The sequence below is a fragment of the Agarivorans sp. B2Z047 genome (genome assembly GCF_023373605.1).
Classification (GTDB): Bacteria; Pseudomonadota; Gammaproteobacteria; order Enterobacterales; family Celerinatantimonadaceae; genus Agarivorans; species Agarivorans albus.
Genome location: NZ_CP088080.1, coordinates 5,074,946 through 5,093,756, shown reverse-complemented (window position 1 = coordinate 5,093,756; position 18,811 = coordinate 5,074,946). Strand labels below are relative to the sequence as shown.

Genomic DNA, 18,811 nt, shown 5'->3' with positions numbered 1-18,811 from the left:
GATGAATACTATTCACTTAAGGAAGCCTGCATGTCGAGCTATCAGTCAATTCATTTGGTCAAGCGCCCTGTTACAAACATTGAAGCAAGTTGTTTTGAAAGCCGCAGCCACGCTGTAGAGGCTTTGCAAGATGGCGAGTTTAGGATTAAACAAACACATATGTCGTTAGACCCAGCAATGCGCGGCTGGATGAGCGCTGATACCGAGAGTTACATTCCTCCGGTTGCTTTAGGTGATGTTATGCGCGCTAGCGGTATTGCTGAGGTGATTGAATCTCGCAATGCGCAGTTTCCGGTAGGTGCTACGGTAATGGGCATGTTTGGCTGGACCGAACAAGCCGTCAGTAATGGTGCTGGGATAAACATCATTCCTGCTGGCTTACCTGCGGAAGCGGTGTTAGCAGTATTAGCCCTACCAGGCATGACCGCCGCTCAAGGCTTGTTAGAGATTGCTAAACCAAAAACAGGGGAAACCTTATTGGTAAGCGGAGCCGCTGGCTCGGTAGGCTCCTTGGTTGGGCAAATTGCCAAGGCCGAAGGTTTGCACGTAGTGGGTGTGGCTGGTAGCGATGAAAAATGTCGCTGGCTAGTAGAAGAATTAGGCTTTGACGGCGCTGTTAATTATAAAACCGATAACATTGCCAAAAAGGTCGCTGAGCTAACACCCAATGGTATTGATATTTACTTCGAAAATACCGGTGGTGACATCCAGCAAGTGGCCATTGATAACATGAATGCTTTTGGTCGCATCGTAGTGTGTGGAATGATTGCCGATTACAACACCGAGCAGCCTTCGGCTGGCCCTAACTGGATCCCCATTGTTAAAAAGCGTTTGTCGATTCAAGGCTTTACCATGCCTGACCACTTTGATAAGGCTCCTCAATTAATGCAGCAAGTAAGCAGCTACTTGCAAGCGGGCAAGCTAAAGTATCGCGTTCATGTTTTAGAAGGCTTAGATTCAGCCATCGAAGGTATCAATTTGCTGTTTAGCGGCGAAAACCAAGGAAAGTTACTAGTTAGATTGTAAGCGTTTGGCCAAGCCGATTGTCGGCTTGGTCTTTTTTTGCTGCTCTAGCTTACTCGTGCCGAGTCATCGTTAATGCTGACATAGTTGTTTACTTGAGCCACTCTCTCCAACCAAGCCAAAACGGCTGGGAATCTCTGTAAATCAAATCCGCCTTCTTCTGCTACGTGGGTATAGGCATACAAGGCAATATCAGCAATAGTAAGAGTGTTCGCCACAAAATAATCATGTTGGCTAAGGTGTTGCTCCATCACCGCTAATGCAGCGTAGCCTTGCTGTTGTTTATCGGCTAACTGAGCCTGACGCTCTGGTGTTACGCCAGCGTGGGTAAGCCAAAACCGTGGGCTGGCAATGTTTGGCTCATGGCTATATTGCTCGAAACTCATCCATTTTATAACTTGAGCTTGCTGCCAAACATCTTGTGGCCAAAACGGTGTTCCTTGGGCTAAATAAAACAAAACAGCATTAGACTCTGCCAAGTAGCGTCCATCGTCAAATTCAAGCACAGGTATTTTGCCGTTAGGGTTTAATGCTAAAAACTCAGCGGTGCGTGATTCACCCTTCACGATGTCATAGCTTTTAAGTTGGTAGGTTTGACCCAGTAGGCTAAGCAATAAGCGAATTTTGTAGCCGTTTCCAGAGGGTAAGTAGTCGTGCAAAATCATAGCGAATCCTTGTGCTTAAGTGATATGGCTAGTGTGACAAGTTGCTTGTAGTTTGAATAACGATTATTTTTGATGGCAACTATTAAAGATGGTGATGGGTTGAAATGGACATTGATGCTTTACGCAGCTTAGTGGCTTTTGTAGAAAGTGGTAGTTTTACCCGAGCGGCTAGCCAAACCTTTCGCACCCAGTCTGCAATTAGTGCACAAATGAAAAAATTGCAGCAAGAAAGCGTTAGCCCTTTGTTTGAAAAAGAAGGCCGTAGTTTAGTGCTAACCCCTGCTGGTCAAGCCTTAGCGAGCTATGCACGGCGCATTATTAGCTTGCATGACCAAGCTGTCACAGAGTTGAAGCACAGCCACGATAGAGTGGACTTACGCATTGGCTACCCAGACGATTATAGTGTGTCGGTGTTACCTTTATTGTGCGAGTTATTGCAGCAAACTATTCCCAATTTGTGTTTACGCTTGTCTGCTGCGCCCAGCGTGAAATTAAGAGAAAGCTTGGATCAAGGCGAACTTGATTTGGCCATTCTTACTCGCAGCCCAGATAGTGATGAAGGTTATTTATTGCGCCATGACCAAGGCGTTTGGGTAAGCCATAAAGATCGCGATTTAAGTCAGTTACGGCCTATGCCATTAGCCTTATATGAAACTGATTGTAAGTTTCACGCCAGCGCGATTGATGGGTTAGACAAGGCAGACATACCCTATCGTTTGCTAGCAACCAGTGCCAATCATAGTGGCCTGTATGGATTGGTCTCGCAAGGATTAGCCGTAGCCGCTCTGGCGCGATCTAGCAAGGGCGAATTGCAAGAATTGTGCGCTAAAACAATGCCTCCCTTGCCAGCAATTGATATTGTAGTTGTTGCTGCCACCCAGCCACACGCGGCGTGTAGTAGTGAAACAGTTAAACAAATTTGTCAGCGGTTTCGCCAGCAAGATGCCTATTTATTAGACACGCCAGCTGAAGCGGTATAACGTTGAAAGTTATTTAAATAGAGTAAGGATGCTTCATGAGTAGCGCCACTAGTCAAACCCAAGGTTTATTGCACTTTAGGCTGTCCCTAAATCAGCTATTTGCAATTGGCACCTTAAAGGTGCGTGAAATTGTGCCTTATACACGACTTACTGCCCTACCGCATTCTCACCAGTATGTACTGGGTTCCGCCTCGCTGCGTGGCCAAACAATTTCGGTGATCGACATGGCTGCCGCCGTGGGCTACCGACCTATTGCCGAAGAAGAGCTTGAATCTTGCTCGATCATTATTACTGATGTTAGTCGCCAAACTGTCGGCTTCTTAGTGCGTGGCATCGAAAAAATAACCGAATGTCGTTGGCGCGATATTGATCCACCACCGGGCTCTTTAGGCAAAGACGCTTATGTAACCGGAGTGACTCGGGTTGATGACAAACTGGTGCAATTATTGGATATTGAAAAGCTAATTGCCACGGTTTTCCCCGATGATGAAGACCGAGTACGTGTGTCGGTAAGCTTGCCAGACCAAGCGATTCTTGCGCAGCTTAAAATTTTGCTGGTGGACGATTCGGCCACCGCCCGTAAGCAATTAGCCAGTGCCCTAGATAGCATAGAAATTGACTATCAAATGGCTAGCGATGGCGCTACTGCATTTAAGATGATGCAGCAAGCTGCTGCTCAAGGTAAGCCAATTGATGTGCTGGTGAGTGATATTGAAATGCCGGGCTTAGATGGTTACGAACTCACTTTTGAGGTTCGCAGTGACCCTGGTGTTGCTAATGCCTACATTATTTTACATACCTCGTTATCTAGCGAAATTAGTGTTGATAGGGCTAGCCAAGTGGGCGCTGATGAAGCCTTAACCAAGTTTGATGCGGGTGAATTGATCGACGCTATGTTACGTGGTGCCGAGCGGGTATCTGATGACATTACTAAGGTTGGTTTAGCAAAAAAGACCGGAATCCTTGAGGGGATGTTTTAGTAAAAACTAACATTTTCTGCACCCTTTGGTGCGGTTTTACTATGCTTAAAAGGTGAACCACTTTTAGGGTTTAGCCTAATGAATGGCCTTCGTTGCTTTTTGTTACTCTGCCTTCATTGCTCTGCCTTTGCAGACAGCAATAGTATTAAAATAGCCACCGATGAGTGGCTAAATTATTCCAACAAAGACCAAAGCGGTTATTACTTTGGTTTGTTGCAACGGGTTTTCCCCAATCACTCCTACAACGTTCAGTTTATGCCTTATTTGCGCAGTATCGCCATGCTGGACCAGCAGCAGGTAGATATTGTGTTTGGCGGGGCAGCGGACGATTTTGCTCGCGCTAACTGTTCAACTTTCCCGATAGAAATAGATCGTAGCGACATGTTAACTAGCCCTGAATTGGCTGGGCACTATAACTCTCCGCAAGATCTCATTGGCAAGCAAGTGGTCTCGCAGCTTGGTTACGATTGGCAAGATCTTTTGCCGGAAGGAGTGAATTACCGTGAGTACGCAAGCTTAGAGCAAATGATAAAGTTGTTGCACCATAAGCGCGTGGATGCAGTATTAAATTACCAAGAAGATATTAATCATCTGCTAGAGCAAAAGCCAGAATTGGCTGGTGACTATGTGCTGGTGGAAAACGTATTGCATTACAGCTCTACTTTTTGCTTTTCCGCCAATCCACGAGGGCGTTATTTACAAACACGTTTTGATAAAACTATACCTATGCTGGTGAGCAGTGGCGAGTTAAAACAGTTAATGCAGCTAGAGCTTGGCAGCGACGATAATTATCCCTATTAATGCCATGGCTTCTGTGGACTTGGACAGTTACCCGCTTTGCTTTACACTGCTCAGCCATAATAAGACTTCAGAGAGTGGCGGACCGTGCAGGGACATCTATCAAAAATGCGAGCAGAACTGGGCGAACAAGTTCAGTACTATTTGCCTATCGGCGAGCAAGAGTTACATCTTAATCCACTAATCGGTGAATCTTTAGCTTTCGAATTTACCGGTAAAATAAACTGCCGAAGCTGTGGTAAAGCCACAAAGAAAAGTTACTCGCAAGGCCATTGTTTTGTGTGTATGCGTAAGCTGGCCAGTTGCGATATGTGCATTATGAAGCCTGAAACCTGCCACTATGCCCAAGGCTCCTGTCGTGAGCCAGTGTGGGGAGAAGCAAATTGCATGATTCCTCATTATGTTTACTTAGCCAATACATCGGGCTTAAAGGTGGGCATTACTCGCCATAGCCAAATACCAACACGTTGGATTGACCAAGGTGCTACTCAAGCCCTACCAATATTTAAAGTTGCCACGCGCCAGCTTTCTGGTTTGGTAGAAATAGAGTTAGCTAAGCTGGTGGCAGACAAAACCAATTGGCGAGCTATGTTGAAAGGCGGTGCGATAGAATTAGATTTGATAGCCGAGCGTGAACGTTTGTTGCCACAAATTGGTGAGGCCTTAGCCGATCTAGCAGAGCGCTTTGGCTTAGAAGCCATAAGTGAACTGCCTGAGGAGCAAGTGATTGATTTAAATTTTCCTGTTGCTCAATATCCAAGCAAAATAAGCAGTTTTAACTTAGATAAAAATCCCTTGGTAGAAGGGCAGCTGCAAGGAATTAAAGGCCAGTATTTAATCTTTAACAATGGTGTGATAAATATTCGCAAGTTTGGCTCTTACGAAATTAAACTATTGTCTGAATAAGCCAATTTACCAGCAGTATCGGAAACAGAATGATCTTACAGACTTGGCAAAAGAGACTTACATGCATACTGATTTTATCAGTGTCTTGGTTTGTCTTGGCTTGGGCTGAACATCAAGTTGAACGGCTTGATCCAGAGCACTCCGAGCTACATTGCCAACTCTGTTTTAATTTAGAAAAACTGGCAACGGCGATAGTAAGCAGCGTACCGCTGATTGTTTTGCTTAAACGTCGCCAAGCTTTTGTTAGAACTGTTTACTTATACACCAGCCAGCATGCGCTCGCTGCTAGTGCCCGCTCTCCACCGTCCATGAGTTGCTAATTTAGCTAAACAAGGTTTGAATCTCGCAATACAGCTGAGTATGGTTAGCGTTAAGCAAACACGCTTGCTCCTTGCTGTTAGCCAGTTTAGTTAGATTGGTATTGATTGATTTAGTCACTTACTTTTTAAAAATCATGGATACTTATAATGAAGTTAACGCCTATATATGCGGCCGTTTTTGGCCTGTTTTCTTGTGCAGCTAGCGCCCAGTCTGCTCACCAACATGGTGTTGCCGAGCTCTTTTTTGCCGCCAGTGGTGAAGAGCTAGAGATTGAAATACATTCTCCGGCCGATAATTTTCTTGGTTTTGAGCATGCTCCAGTCAATGAGCAACAGCACAAGATATTGGACGACGCAAAAAAACAAGCAGCTCAAGGCATGAGTTTGTTTAGCTTTGCCGGTGGCGAATGTGAGCTTGAAGAAGTTACTCAGCATTGGGGAAGCCTAGACCAAGCGGATGCAGAGCATGAAGACCACGATCACCACAACCACGCTGCGCACGACGAGCATAAAGACCACGACGATCATGACCATGCTGCGCACGATGAGCATAAAGACCACGACGATCATGACCATGCTGCCCACGATGAGCATAAAGACCATGACGATCATGACCATGCTGCCCACGATGAGCATAAAGACCATGATGATCATGACCATGCTGCCCACGACGAGCACAAAGGCCATGACGATCATGACCATGCTGCCCACGAGGAGCACAAAGGGCATGACGATCATGACCACGCTGCTCATGCTAGCCACGAGGATGTGCGCTTAACTTACCACTTCCACTGTCATCACTTAGATGAACTGAAAAGCTTCGACCTAGAGTTGTTTAAGCTTTTCCCTCGTATGGAAAAAATCCAAGTACAAGGTGCTAGTGAGCGCGGCCAAGTAGCATTTGATGTTACACCAGCGCAAAACAAGGTGAACTTATAATATGAGCCAGTCTGCTTCTCTATTAGCCTTAGAAGAAGTGGTATTTGCGTGGCCGGGTGAAACACACCCGGCCATTCATATTCCTCATTTAACTATTGCTGCGGCTAGCCATACCTTTATTCATGGGCCAAGCGGCTGTGGTAAATCTACACTGCTCAGCTTGATTGCTGGGGTGATTAGCCCGCAACAGGGCAAGTTAAGTTTCATGGGACAAGACTGTGCCAGCTTAAAAGCAGCGCAACGTGACCAACTGCGAGCCGATCATATTGGCTACGTATTTCAGCAGTTCAACCTGTTGCCCTACTTGTCGGTACTCGAAAATGTCGCTTTGGCCTGTCAGTTCTCTAAGTTACGTCGGCAGCGAGCTTTAAGCCGCTCATCGTCGGTATTGGATGAAGCGCGTCGTTTATTATCGCATCTGCAGTTGCCTGATAAGCAGCTTAATCAGCCAGTTGGCCAGTTGAGCATTGGCCAACAACAGCGGGTGGCTGCGGCTCGCGCAATGATCGGCTCTCCAGAGTTAATTATTGCCGATGAACCCACCTCAGCGTTGGATAAAACCAATCGCGAACATTTTATGAACCTGTTGATGTCTGAGTTAGAGCACTGTGATAGCAGCTTGTTATTGGTGAGTCACGATCAAGAGCTAGCTAATCGTTTCCATCAGGTGGTTGATTTGCCAGCGCTTAATTTGGGAGGTCAACATGAGCTTGCTTAAATTGGCTTGGCATAGTTTGTGGGCAAGGCGTGGTACCGCATTGCTTAGTTTGCTTACCATCGCCCTTAGTGTGGCCCTATTGCTAGGTGTGGAAAATCTACGTACTCAAGCTAAATCGAGTTTTGCCTCAACCATCTCTGGCACCGATTTAATTGTGGGGGCACGCAGTGGCCCTACTCAATTACTGCTTTATTCGGTATTTCGCATTGGTAATGCCACCAATAATATTAGCTGGGACAGTTACCAAGAAATTGCAGGTCAGTCGTCAGTAAAATGGTCGATCCCTATTTCCCTGGGGGATTCGCATCGCGGCTATCGTGTAATGGGCACCACCAATAGCTTTTTTGAGCATTATCAATACGCCAATAAACAGCCTTTAGAGTTTGCCCAAGGCCAGCAATTAAACGATACCTTTGAAGTGGTATTAGGCGCCGAAGTTGCCCGCAAGTTGGGTTATAAACTGGGTGATAAAATTGTAGTGGCGCACGGAATTGCAGCAGTAAGTTTTGTTAATCATGACCAGTTCCCTTTTGAAGTTAGCGGCATTTTAAAACCTACAGGTACACCAGTAGACCGAACGGTGATTACCTCGCTTGCTGGCATCGAAGCGATTCACCTGCCGCCGCAAACACAGCCATTTACCGAGGCTCAGTTATCGCCTTCAAGCATTACTGCAATGATGCTGGGTACACAATCCCGCTTACAAATTTTTAATTTGCAGCGACAGATTAATCAGTACAAAAATGAAGCGCTGTTAGCGATATTGCCAGGAGTGGCTTTGCAAGAACTGTGGGGCATTTTAAGCATTGCCGAAAGTGCTCTGTTAGCGGTATCCATTTGTGTGGTTATTACTGGATTAATGAGCATGTTAAGCACCTTGATGGTGAGCTTAAAAGAACGCCGTAGAGAGATGGCAATTTTGCGCTCGGTAGGGGCTAAACCGCGACATATCTTTGGTTTGTTACTCATTGAAGCCTTGTTATTGAGTGCGCTAGGCGCTTTGCTTGGTTTAGCCAGCATGTATCTAATTTTGGGGGCAGCGAAACCTATACTGCTTAATCAGTTTGGTTTCTATTTAGTGTTAAACTGGCCTACTGTAGAGCAATGCTACTTATTGTTGGCCGTAGTTGTGGTGGGCTTTTTAGCTGGCGTACTACCTGCTTGGCGCGCTTATCGTTATTCGCTTAGCGATGGCATGAGCATAAAAATTTAGTAAGGGTAAAACATGAAACTAGCTTATTACGTAGTGGGTTTATTGCTGGTTAGCATGAACCTACAGGCCAATGGCGTAGACGTTTGGAACGAGTTGCTGCCAGAAAATGAACGCAACATGCCGATGCCTGAAATTGATCACAACATACCGTTGGACCAAGCGGGTCAGCAAAATCTCAATGTGAGCGTAAATAAAGAGTTGGACGGCAAGCCAATCCGTATTCCGGGCTTTGTAGTGCCGCTGGATACCGAAGGGGAGTTGGTGAAGGAGTTTTTATTGGTGCCGTACTTTGGTGCTTGTTTGCATTATCCACCACCACCGCCAAACCAAATTGTTTATGTTACTCACTCAAAAGGTTTACAGCTAGAAGACCTATGGGAACCTGTTTGGGTTGAAGGAACCATCAATACTCAAGTTCAAACTGTTGAAGGGGTAGCCACCGCTGGCTATTCAATCAGCGAACCTGAGTCGATCGTGCTGTATACCGATTAATCTAACACAATACCTAGGGCGATATATGGCACAACGTAAAACGCAATAATGGCGGTTTTATATAGTGCCAAGCCTAGGTAATGAAAGCGGTCGAACTTCTCTACGCTAAGGTTGAACCATTTAGAGTGCAGTTTGTAGGTCCAGTCGTGAGCTAGGGTTAAAAAAGCAAACCAATACAGCAATACCGCAATATTGATAATGGCTCCCCAGCCTAACGCGCTGCGAATTAACTCAAGTTCCATAACGTCACCTGCATATCTTTAATTAATTGAAAGCAACTAAGCCACTCAATCAATTTACCATTGCTTAGTGTCACTGCAAGCCTATTGGCTTATTCCACAGTAAAGTTTTGTTCAAAAATGCGTACTTGCTGTTGATTATATATCGCTACTTGCCAGTCGCCGCGACTATTTAAGTCAAAGCGTTTGCTGGCATTGGTGCGCCAGCGTGGGCCTCCGATGTCCAATTCAACCGATGCCTGAAGTTGTTGCTGGCGATACCAGTTTATTTGAATGCTTTGACCTTGCATCTCACGCAACTCCATAAACAAATAGACCTGCTGAATTTGACTGAGCTCAACCCGAGTTAAGTTATCCACTGGCTCTCGTTGGCTAATGGCAGAACTTAGCTGGGCTCGAGCGACTTGGCTCGATGCTTTATTGGTTTGCTCAGAGCTGTGAGTAAGCTCCCTATCAACATTTTCGGCCGCAATGGCTTCTTCATTAGTTGCTGTTTCAACCTTGCTTGCTATTGGCTCGACGGTAACATTAGCTTGAGCGGCAGGTATGCTTATTTGCTCGCTAGCAAGCTCAGCTTGTTCTGAAGTGCTGGGAGTGGTGTTGGCTAAGTCATTAGTTTGCTGCTTAGCTTGTGCAGTATCGGTTTCCGGCTTAGCTTGGTTTGTTTCTGAGGTGTTCTTTTTTACGGCGGCTAGCGGCTCATTAACTGCCTGTTCCGTTGTTGAGGGCTGCAGCTGTTGTACTTCTGTAGCCACAATCGATGAACTTTCAGCTGCAATCTCTTCAAATTGTTCGGTTTGAGGTTGCTCGGTTGAGGCTTCTAAGGCTGGTAACTCTGCCTTATCGGAATTATTTTCAACTTGGCTGGCTTGTTGGTTTGTAAAGGCATTCGACTCGGCTGTAGGTTCTGCGTTAGCTGGCCACATTAAATGCAGCAAAGCGAATATAACTAAGGCAAGCACTATCAATGCGGCAAAAACTTTGCGTAAGTCAAAGGGTGGCTTTGGCGCGGGAACTTTATCTATAGTCGCCGCTTGGTCTGCGGATGAGTTGAAATGTATTTTGATGCTTACTTGTTCTGCCATGACTGAGGATTTGCCCCATACTCCAATGAAAACTGCTGGGCGATTTTACCGATTATGCGCCTTAGCTGCTATTGATTTACCTTAAATCTGGTCGTTGTTGTTATGTGGTTGCGTTATGCCTTCCGTCTACTGTTTAGTAAAAGCATTCATTTCTAGTTAGCTTTAGGCAGAAAGCTCAGCATATTGTCTTAAAATCTCTTTTATCTTCGGAATTATCTAGGTTTTATCCTTCGGCTTTAAATAATGAGTGTTAAATATATTTTACATTTTATCTTTTGTGTGCCAATTTAGCTTTAATTAAATTTGCTAAATTTTGACGAGGTTTTGCAGAGGATATGGAACATAAACAAGCTCTCATTGGTGTTATTACTTGTCATAAACCGCAAGGTTTATACCAGGTGCAAAGTGTTAATGAGTTTTACTTAAACGCTTTGGAAAGCTATGACGCAGCCCCGGTATTACTGACTCACCAGCTAAAAGGGAGAAGTTTGCAACGGGTATTAGATGGCCTAGATGGAGTATTATTTACCGGTAGCCATTCTAATGTGCACCCGGAGTTATATGGCGCTAAGCATTTAGAGCCGCGTTTAGACCGAGGGCGCGATAGCCTGGCATTCTCTATTGTTGAATATTCTAAACAGCATGGCTTACCTGTTTTGGGAATTTGTCGCGGCTTTCAGGAAATGAATGTCGCCCTAGGTGGCAGCCTGCATCACAAAGTCTATCAACTTGGTGGTTGTGTAGAACACCGAGAGCCCGATACCGAAGACTTCACTAAAAAGTATGCTGATCAGCACTCTTTGCAGCTTGCTAAAGACAGCTGGCTGGGCGACTGGTTAGATAGCGATATGATTCAGGTTAACTCCTTACATAATCAAGGCATTAATCGACTCGCTGAGCCTTTGTTAGTTGAGGCGCAAGCAGAGGATGGTTTGGTAGAAGCGTTTCGGCTTGCTGAACACCCATTTTTCTATGCTGTGCAATGGCATCCCGAGTGGCAAGCCAGCGAAAATAAGGTATCACAAGCCATTTTTAGCCAATTTGTGGCAGCAGCAAAACGCCGTGCCGCGTAGCAGTTACTAGGGTTAACAGACCATTGGAGAGCACCATGCAACAACACACTTCGTCTTATTACGCTGCCAGCACAAATAACCAGCGAGAGTTTCCGCAGTTAAATCAAGATATTCGTTGTGATGTTTGTATTATTGGTGCTGGTTTTAGTGGTTTGTCTTCGGCCTTGCACCTCGCTGAGAAAGGCTTCCATGTGGTGGTGTTAGAGGGTGCCAAGGTGGGCTTTGGCGCAACTGGGCGCAATGGCGGACAAGTGGTTAACAGTTATAGTCGTGACGTCGACGTAATTGAGCAGCGCTATGACAAAAATACTGCCCAAGCCTTGAATGAAATGATCTTTGAGGGCGGAGAAATCATCCGTTCTCGCATCGCCCAATATAATATTGAGTGTGACTACCAAGCCGGTGGTGTTTTTGCCGCCAACAACCCTAAGCAATTTAAAGGCCTACGGGAACAAAAAGCCAATTGGGAGCGTTTTGGCAATCACCAATTGCAATTGTTAGATAAAGTGGAGTTAGAACAAATAGTCGGTACCACTGCCTACCAAGGTGGTTTATTGGACATGCAGGGTGGGCATATTCATCCGCTTAATCTTGCTCTAGGTGAAGCCGAAGCAGTACTTGGTTTAGGTGGTGAGATCTATGAGCAATCGGCAGTGTTAAGTTACCAAGCGGGTGAGCCTGCCAAAGTCACTACCGAACATGGCAGCGTTACTGCCAACTATCTATTGTTTGCCGGAAATGCCTACTTGGGTGAGCTTGAGCCAAAGCTGAGCGATAAGGCGATACGCTGCGGCACCCAAGTAATAGCCACAGAGCCTTTAAGTGATGAGCTGTGTCAGCAGCTATTACCACAAAACTACTGTGTGGAAGATTGTAACTACTTACTTGATTACTACCGGTTGACCGCTGATAAACGTTTATTGTTTGGTGGAGGAGTGGTTTATGGCGCTAAGCCTTTGGCGTCTATAGAAAAGCAAATCAGGCCTAAATTCGAAGCGCTATTTCCGCAACTAAAAGGGACCGCGATTGATTATGCATGGACTGGAAACTTCTTGCTTACTTACTCGAGAATGCCTCAGTTTGGTAGGCTCGATAGAAACATTTATTACTTGCAAGGTTACAGCGGCCATGGCTTAACCTGTACTCATTTGGCCGGTAAGCTGTTAGCGGAAGTGCTTAGTGACCAAGCGCAGCGTTTTGATGTATTTGCTTCACTTAATCACTATCGTTTTCCGGGAGGTAGGCATTTACAGGTGCCATTCACCGCACTGGGTGCGGTGTATTACAACCTGCGAGATAAATTAGGTATTTAGCTTGTTTAGTCTTTAGGTTGGCTTACCGAATCGCGTTTTACCAGCGTAGGCACGTATTTATGAATAGGCGCAACACTTTCGCCACTAGCCAACGCTAAAGACATCTCGGCGGCTTCCATCGCCATCATCTCAATAGGGTAACGCATGGTGGTGAGTTTAGGGCGCAAGTAGCGAGACAGTAATACGTCATCAAAGCCAATTACCGATACATCTTCGGGTACTCGATAGCCGTTGTCGCAAAGTACGGTGATGGCGCCAGACGCCATGGAGTCGTTGTAAACAATTAGGGCGGTAAAGTCTAAGCCGCGCGCTAATAGGTTTTGCGCCGCAATCTCGCCGCCAATTTCATTAGGATCAGATGAGGCAATGGCATGTTCAGCTAAGGGCATGCCTTCTTCACTCAATACCGACTTAACACCTTCTAAACGCAAGCGTGGATCTTCGATGTCGTAGCTACTTGTTATGCAGGCAATGTTTTTGTGGCCTAATGATAACAAGTGACGGGCGGCTGCTTCTCCGCCGGCTTGGTTGTCTAACCATACACAACGGTGAGCTATTTCTGGGATATAGCGGTTAATTAACACTAAAGCTGGAACGGCTTCTGCGTAGTCAATTAAGGCTTGATTGCTTAAGGCTTTAGAGTGCACCACCAAGGCCTGACAACGCTGTTCTAAAAGCGTTTCAATGGCGCGCTTTTCACTCTCTGCACTAACTAAACCGTTACTGATCAATAACTGGATATTGTTGTTGCGGGTTACTTTCTCTACCCCGCCAGCTAGTGTGGCAAAAAATGGGTCTGTTAGCTCACTAAACACTAAACCTAAAGTAGGGTTGGTTTGGGTAACCAGAGCGCGGGCATTGGCGTTAGGCCGATAGCCTAGCTCTAACATCACCTTCTTTACAAGGTCGCGGTTTTTGGCACTTACTTTGGGGCCATTATTGACCACCCGAGATACGGTGGCGACAGAAACACCGGCGGCAGCTGCTACGTCTTTAATTGTGGCCATTTATACTCCAAGAAAACGGTTTTGCTTGTGACTAAGTTGAAAACACTAGCTATAAGATGTGCTGGCGTCACGACCAGTGACTAGGCGATGTAGTATCTATAATTTAACAAATGTAAATCAAATGTGGAAACGTTTTCCTTTGAACGCGAGTGTAATCACATATTATCTATGCTTTTTTTCGCTGTGGTGGCAGGGTTTGAGCTGTTCTGAAACTGTTAAGAAAAACTGTTACATACACTTGCTCGCTAAGCATTAGCCGCTTAAAGTAGCGCTAGATGCTAACAGCAACATAATTAAGGAGCGCTGAGTGAGCGTATCAAGAATGTTCCCTGCCACCCGCATGCGTCGAATTCGCCGTCATGATTTCTCTCGTCGCCTAGCCAGTGAAAACCAGTTAAGTGTTGATGATTTGATTTACCCAATGTTTGTGATTGAAGGGGAAAACCAAACAGAAACGGTTGCGTCCATGCCGGGTGTAAAGCGTTTTAGCATTGATCTGCTGTTAAAAGAAGCTGAGCAATTAGTGGCCTTAGGTGTGCCGATGATTGCCCTGTTCCCGGTAACGCCGCTTGAGCAAAAGTCACTGTTGGCTGAGCAAGCCTATGCCGACGATGCCCTAGCGCAACGAGCGGTGCGCGCACTTAAACAAGCTTTTCCTGAACTTGGAGTGATGACCGATGTGGCATTGGACCCGTTCACCACTCATGGCCAAGACGGCATTATCGATGACGAAGGTTATGTGCAAAACGATATAACCACCGAGATTCTGGTGAAACAGGCCTTATCTCATGCAGCCGCAGGGGCTGATGTTGTTGCGCCATCGGATATGATGGACGGTAGAATTGCCGCTATTCGAGAAGCGTTAGAGGAAGCGGGTTATCACAACACCATGATCATGGCTTATTCAGCCAAATACGCCTCTAGCTACTACGGACCATTCCGCGATGCAGTGGGTAGTTCTGGTAACCTTAAAGGTGGCAATAAAAAGACTTACCAAATGGATCCTGCCAATGGTCAAGAAGCACTACATGAAGTGGCTTTAGATATTGAAGAAGGCGCCGACATGGTAATGGTAAAGCCAGGTATGCCCTATTTAGATGTGGTTCGCCAAGTTAAAGATGCCTTTGCAGTGCCTACCTTTGCTTACCAAGTGAGTGGCGAGTATGCGATGCATAAAGCCGCCATTGAGAATGGTTGGTTAGCCGAGCGCCCGGTAGTGCTTGAATCTTTACTTGCCTTTAAACGGGCCGGCGCCGATGGCATTTTAACTTACTTCGCTAAAGACGTAGCGCAGTGGTTAGCCGAAACTAAATAAATCCTTACTAGGTAGTTGCTAAGCCCCCACCGAGGGGCTTTATTGTAATATGAAGAAAATACTGTTTGCCCTACTCAGCCTTAGTTTATTGCTTGCTCTGGCGGTATTAATCGCCTTTGCGTTGATGGTATCTAAGCAAGCTACCGTGCTCACTCCTCCTTCGGTGAGTGCTCGGCAAGTTGCCGATGCTAAAGACTGGCTTAAACAAAACTTGCAGCTTTTTCGTGGCGGGCAGCAATCGGTTGATATTCAACTTAGCCAACAGCAGCTAGATGGCTTGTTAGCTTTATCTTCCACTGCTTTTAGTGGTTTAGATGCTGAAGCAGCGTTTGCCGAATCTGAGTTACGCCTAAGTGGCAGCATTGCCTTGCCTACGAGCATTTACCAAGGCTATGTAAACAGCGAAATTAGCTTGCATACCTCAACTCAAGGTTTGCAGTTTGGTCAATGGAAGGTAGGTCAATTAAGCTTACCGGGCAGCATGGCGCAACACATAGCGCTGCGCTTGGCAGAGCGTTTGTTCCCAGAGTTACAAGCCGAAGAGCTATTAGCTAGCATTAAAGCAGTAGACGTTAGCCAGCAGCAGGTGCAGTTTAAGGTTGAGCCAGTAGAGGATTTAGGTTTAAAAGTTGCTGGTGCTTATAAGAATCTCGATCAGTTGAAAGATCCGCAGCTAGCTAGCTTACCAGTGGCGATTTACTATCAAAAGTTAAGCCAGTTAAGAAAGCAGTATGGTGAACAACAAGCCATTTCTTTATATGACTATCTGTACCCACTGAGCTTTGATGTCGCAATGCGAGGTGAGCAAAGCGATGTTCTACAAGAGCAACAGGCTTTAGTGTGGGCAATGGCGATTTTTTTCAGCCAAGGCACTTTTCAAAAAGTGATGGCGCAACGTTTTGCTGATGACCTGACTCTAGAAGCCGCTCCAAACAATGTTACCCTTGCAGGGCGCAGAGACTTACTGCTGCACTTTGTTTATTCGGCGGGCTTGAGCATGGCTGCAGAGCAAGGTTTTAGTGCTTCTATTGGAGAGTTTAAAGAGCTATTTGATTCTTTAGAGGGTGGCAGTGGTTTTAGTTTTGCCGATCTAGCAGCTGACCGGACTGGCATTGAGTTTGCCGAATCGGCGAAGAATCTCGATAAAGCGGAAATGTTTTTGGCTGCTATGCGCTCCGCACGCTCAGAGCAGGCATTTTTCCCACGGATAGATGATTTAGCCGAAGGCATTAGTGAGCAAAGCTTTGCCCAAGTTTATGGTTCTACAAACTCTGAGTTGTATCAGCAAAAAGTGTTTTTTATTGACCAGCGCATCGCCCACTTGCCGGCTTTTCTTAACCCTGAACACTAGGGTCTGTTGATCTTTGCTGATGATTTTTGCAGCAATTTATTAGCCATTTAGGCAAGGCAGAGAGTGTGCAGTTAAGTGGGCTTAATAATCACTCGCTAAGGCTGAATAAATGGCTAAGAAATGCTGCCCGAAGGGTTCGGATAAGCGAACTCTACTCTTTGTTAAGCACTTCTTGCTTAGCCCACTAGGCTTCTAAGTGCTCGCCGCGATTAAAGTCCGCTTATCTCGAACAAAATTTCAACACCAAAGTTCAACAGCCCCTAGCCAAATATTAGCAAGGCGCTGCCTAGTACACATAAACCGGCGCTAAGCCAGGCCGAGCGAGTAGGCGCTTGTTTGGTTACTATCCATAACAGCGGCAGCACCAATACTGGTGAAGTTGATGATAACAGGGCAACCACTGATACATCGCCATGCCTTAGGGCAAACAACATTAATGTCATGCCGACCGCCATGGCTAAAAACCGTTGGCGGCGATCATAACAAATAGCTTTGAGTTAATCGGCATAAGTGTTCTTGCAAGTTTGTAACCACTTAGCCATAACAAAAAGTGGGCTGAAAAAGCACTTAACATTCGCAATGCTGAGCCCGCTACTGGGTCTATAGCACTGTATTCTGGGGCGCTCATCAGCGGTTTTAGCATCACTGTTCCAAGGCTTTGGCAGAGTGCGGCCGTTAACCCCAAAGCAACCGCTATGCTGACTGAGCCGGTAATCTTTTCCCAGCTGTGCTGCTCACTTCGGCGACCAAAACTAACAGCTAATATTACGCCTAAGAACAAACAGGCAGCGCCCAGTAGCGGCCAACCAAGTAAATCTTCATTAAATAGCCATACTCCTAAAAAGGCAGAGAAAGCGGCGTGACAGGCAAATAACAAGCTGGCACGGCGTGGTCCTAGGCGGTTCATGCAAGCGAATAAGGCGGTGTCGCCAACAAATACGCCAATAAAGCCCGACAAAGCAAACAATCCCGCTTGCGACAGGCTAATCATTTGCCATTGGTTATTGTATAGAGCGGCGCCAAGCAGCATTAGGCTAACTAAGCCCATGCGCCAGCGGCTATAGGCAAAAGCGCCCATAACTCGGCTAGGGGTTACCGAGATTAAGCTGGTGCAGGCCCAAAGCGCAGCGGCCAGCAAAGCTAACCATTCATAACTCAATGTATGCTCCTAAAACGCAATAAGAGAGGGCTAAGTGAAACGCGGAGTTAACTTAGGCAGGTACCGCTTGGCTTGGCTGTGCCCAAGTGGTGACAAAGGTATTACGACCTTTGCGTTTGGCAGCATACATGGCATTGTCGGCGTCAATCAACAAACGGGACAAATCTTTTCTTTGGGTTTCAAAGGCAATGCCCATGCTAATGCTAATGCTAATGGCGAGGTGTTGGTCGTTAACCGAGCAAGGTTTTTCGGCAACTTGTTTGACAATGATATTGGCTAAGTCTTGCGCCTGTTGGCGCTGGCAATTGGCCCATAATATACAAAATTCATCGCCGCCAAATCGGGCAAACATTGCCTCTTCAGGGAGTTGTTGTTTTACGCAGGCCACAACATGTTTTAGCGCATCATCACCGGTGTGATGACCGTATTGGTCATTAATGTGTTTAAATTTGTCTATATCAAACAGCATTACTGCCATGCTTAATACCGACTCACATTGAGTATCAAGCTGGCGCTCTAATTCTCGGCGGTTCAAGATATTGGTGAGAGGGTCGATGCGCGCTTGCTCAGCAAGGTGGCGATGAGCGCGCTGAGTATCGATAGAAAACAGCTTGGCCACAATACTTAATAGAATGGCGCAGTTAATAAACACCAAGCCCATAGAACTTCGTTTTTGCTCTACATCACTGGGGAACATAGGGTCGCTTGGCCAGTAGAATACCGCAAAAAAGGCCACGCTTATTAAGGCCAAAATGGCATTGCGAATGGACGGCTTTTCTTGCCATAGCAAAAATGCCACTGGATAAATAACAATAAGATGGAAGAAAATGAAGGACTCGATACCAAACCAACGGGTAGAGGCCAAAGTAATATCGAGAACAAATACCGTTAACAGCCAAGCTCGGGCTAGGTCATTTTGATTTAACCAGTTAAACAGCAGCGTTAGGGTGTAAGCAAATACCACTAAGCCATTAACAAGCCAGAATTCAATCGCAGTAATGTTATGCTCAAGCGCTTGAACAATAACATTTAGGGCTAGTAAAGGCAGGCCTATAACCACAAATAGATTGGTCATCCGAACGGCGTGACGCTTTCCTGTGCTGGTGCCTATGTTAAGTATCTTGTTGAGCAACCGTGTTCCTTACAGTTAATACTCAAATAAAAACGATTGTATACCTGAAAAAGTAAAACTACTGTGAATTAGCTTAGATCGCGACTGTTTAATCGGAAGTTTG

At 45.9% G+C, this 18,811-nt stretch carries 21 protein-coding genes; 14 read left to right on the top strand and 7 right to left on the bottom strand.

Annotation, left to right across the window (positions count from 1 at the left end; all coding sequences use genetic code 11):
- Positions 1-30: 30 nt before the first annotated feature.
- Positions 31-1,026 (top strand): NADP-dependent oxidoreductase, encoded by a 996-nt coding sequence (locus LQZ07_RS23575; protein WP_152785360.1) that lies wholly within the window; start codon positions 31-33, stop codon positions 1,024-1,026.
- 44 nt (positions 1,027-1,070) lie between these two features.
- Here the strand turns inward: LQZ07_RS23575 and LQZ07_RS23570 are convergent, their stop codons facing one another.
- Positions 1,071-1,688, bottom strand: a complete 618-nt coding sequence (locus LQZ07_RS23570; protein ID WP_152785362.1) for a glutathione S-transferase family protein — start codon at positions 1,686-1,688, stop codon at positions 1,071-1,073.
- A gap of 104 nt (positions 1,689-1,792) precedes the next feature.
- Between LQZ07_RS23570 and LQZ07_RS23565 the strand changes: the two genes are divergently transcribed.
- The 9 genes from LQZ07_RS23565 (at position 1,793) to LQZ07_RS23525 (ending at position 9,034) form a co-directional block, all read left to right on the top strand.
- Positions 1,793-2,668: a LysR substrate-binding domain-containing protein gene (locus LQZ07_RS23565; protein ID WP_152785364.1), complete on the top strand. Its 876-nt coding sequence runs from the start codon at positions 1,793-1,795 to the stop codon at positions 2,666-2,668.
- Positions 2,669-2,703: 35 nt separating this feature from the next.
- Entirely contained in the window at positions 2,704-3,648 is a 945-nt protein-coding gene (locus LQZ07_RS23560; RefSeq protein ID WP_152785366.1) for a chemotaxis protein, read from the top strand.
- 78 nt (positions 3,649-3,726) lie between these two features.
- A complete protein-coding gene (locus tag LQZ07_RS23555) occupies positions 3,727-4,449 on the top strand; it encodes an ABC transporter substrate-binding protein (protein WP_152785368.1) in 723 nt (240 codons plus the stop codon).
- 84 nt (positions 4,450-4,533) lie between these two features.
- Entirely contained in the window at positions 4,534-5,352 is an 819-nt protein-coding gene (locus LQZ07_RS23550; RefSeq protein WP_249483415.1) for a DUF2797 domain-containing protein, read from the top strand.
- 80 nt (positions 5,353-5,432) lie between these two features.
- Positions 5,433-5,672 carry a DUF2607 family protein gene (locus LQZ07_RS23545; RefSeq protein WP_194164211.1) on the top strand — a complete coding sequence of 80 codons (240 nt, stop codon included), beginning with the start codon at positions 5,433-5,435 and terminating at the stop codon, positions 5,670-5,672.
- 147 nt (positions 5,673-5,819) lie between these two features.
- Positions 5,820-6,611, top strand: a complete 792-nt coding sequence (locus LQZ07_RS23540; protein ID WP_152785375.1) for a DUF2796 domain-containing protein — start codon at positions 5,820-5,822, stop codon at positions 6,609-6,611.
- 1 nt (position 6,612) lies between these two features.
- The gene (locus LQZ07_RS23535) at positions 6,613-7,329 is read left to right on the top strand and encodes an ABC transporter ATP-binding protein (RefSeq protein ID WP_016400102.1); all 717 of its coding nucleotides are present in this window, start codon (positions 6,613-6,615) and stop codon (positions 7,327-7,329) included.
- On the top strand, positions 7,316-8,542 hold the full coding sequence (locus tag LQZ07_RS23530) for an ABC transporter permease (protein WP_152785377.1): 1,227 nt from the start codon (positions 7,316-7,318) through the stop codon (positions 8,540-8,542). The genes LQZ07_RS23535 and LQZ07_RS23530 overlap by 14 nt, the downstream gene beginning before the upstream one ends.
- 12 nt (positions 8,543-8,554) lie before the next feature.
- Positions 8,555-9,034, top strand: coding sequence for a DUF3299 domain-containing protein (locus LQZ07_RS23525; RefSeq protein WP_016400100.1), 480 nt, complete (start codon positions 8,555-8,557; stop codon positions 9,032-9,034).
- Here the strand turns inward: LQZ07_RS23525 and LQZ07_RS23520 are convergent.
- Together LQZ07_RS23520 and LQZ07_RS23515 are read right to left on the bottom strand one after the other, a co-directional pair.
- Positions 9,031-9,276 carry a DUF6868 family protein gene (locus tag LQZ07_RS23520; protein WP_016400099.1) on the bottom strand — a complete coding sequence of 82 codons (246 nt, stop codon included), beginning with the start codon at positions 9,274-9,276 and terminating at the stop codon, positions 9,031-9,033. The two genes, LQZ07_RS23525 and LQZ07_RS23520, sit on opposite strands and share 4 nt — an antisense overlap.
- 89 nt (positions 9,277-9,365) lie before the next feature.
- The gene (locus LQZ07_RS23515) at positions 9,366-10,358 is read right to left on the bottom strand and encodes a DUF2914 domain-containing protein (RefSeq protein ID WP_152785379.1); all 993 of its coding nucleotides are present in this window, start codon (positions 10,356-10,358) and stop codon (positions 9,366-9,368) included.
- Between the two features lie 335 nt (positions 10,359-10,693).
- On the opposite strand from LQZ07_RS23515, the gene LQZ07_RS23510 reads away from it, so the two are divergent.
- Positions 10,694-11,431 (top strand): gamma-glutamyl-gamma-aminobutyrate hydrolase family protein, encoded by a 738-nt coding sequence (locus tag LQZ07_RS23510; protein ID WP_152785381.1) that lies wholly within the window; start codon positions 10,694-10,696, stop codon positions 11,429-11,431.
- Positions 11,432-11,466: 35 nt separating this feature from the next.
- A complete protein-coding gene (locus LQZ07_RS23505) occupies positions 11,467-12,744 on the top strand; it encodes an FAD-binding oxidoreductase (RefSeq protein ID WP_152785383.1) in 1,278 nt (425 codons plus the stop codon).
- Positions 12,745-12,749: 5 nt separating this feature from the next.
- Here LQZ07_RS23505 and LQZ07_RS23500 read toward each other — a convergent pair whose 3' ends face one another.
- Complete coding sequence (locus LQZ07_RS23500) at positions 12,750-13,751, bottom strand: substrate-binding domain-containing protein (protein ID WP_016400094.1); 1,002 nt, start codon at positions 13,749-13,751, stop codon at positions 12,750-12,752.
- 322 nt (positions 13,752-14,073) lie between these two features.
- On the opposite strand from LQZ07_RS23500, the gene hemB reads away from it, so the two are divergent.
- Complete coding sequence (gene hemB / locus LQZ07_RS23495) at positions 14,074-15,066, top strand: porphobilinogen synthase (RefSeq protein WP_152785485.1); 993 nt, start codon at positions 14,074-14,076, stop codon at positions 15,064-15,066.
- Between the two features lie 49 nt (positions 15,067-15,115).
- Entirely contained in the window at positions 15,116-16,417 is a 1,302-nt protein-coding gene (locus LQZ07_RS23490) for a hypothetical protein (RefSeq protein ID WP_152785385.1), read from the top strand.
- Between the two features lie 260 nt (positions 16,418-16,677).
- On the opposite strand, the gene LQZ07_RS23485 is transcribed toward LQZ07_RS23490, so the two are convergent.
- From LQZ07_RS23485 to LQZ07_RS23475, 3 genes are read right to left on the bottom strand one after another with little or no spacing between them, the layout of a single operon-like run.
- Positions 16,678-16,860, bottom strand: a complete 183-nt coding sequence (locus tag LQZ07_RS23485) for an EamA family transporter (RefSeq protein WP_249483413.1) — start codon at positions 16,858-16,860, stop codon at positions 16,678-16,680.
- A 14-nt stretch (positions 16,861-16,874) separates the two neighbouring features.
- On the bottom strand, positions 16,875-17,576 hold the full coding sequence (locus tag LQZ07_RS23480) for an EamA family transporter (RefSeq protein WP_227981628.1): 702 nt from the start codon (positions 17,574-17,576) through the stop codon (positions 16,875-16,877).
- A gap of 52 nt (positions 17,577-17,628) precedes the next feature.
- Positions 17,629-18,708 carry a GGDEF domain-containing protein gene (locus tag LQZ07_RS23475; RefSeq protein ID WP_152785387.1) on the bottom strand — a complete coding sequence of 360 codons (1,080 nt, stop codon included), beginning with the start codon at positions 18,706-18,708 and terminating at the stop codon, positions 17,629-17,631.
- Positions 18,709-18,811 lie beyond the last annotated feature (103 nt).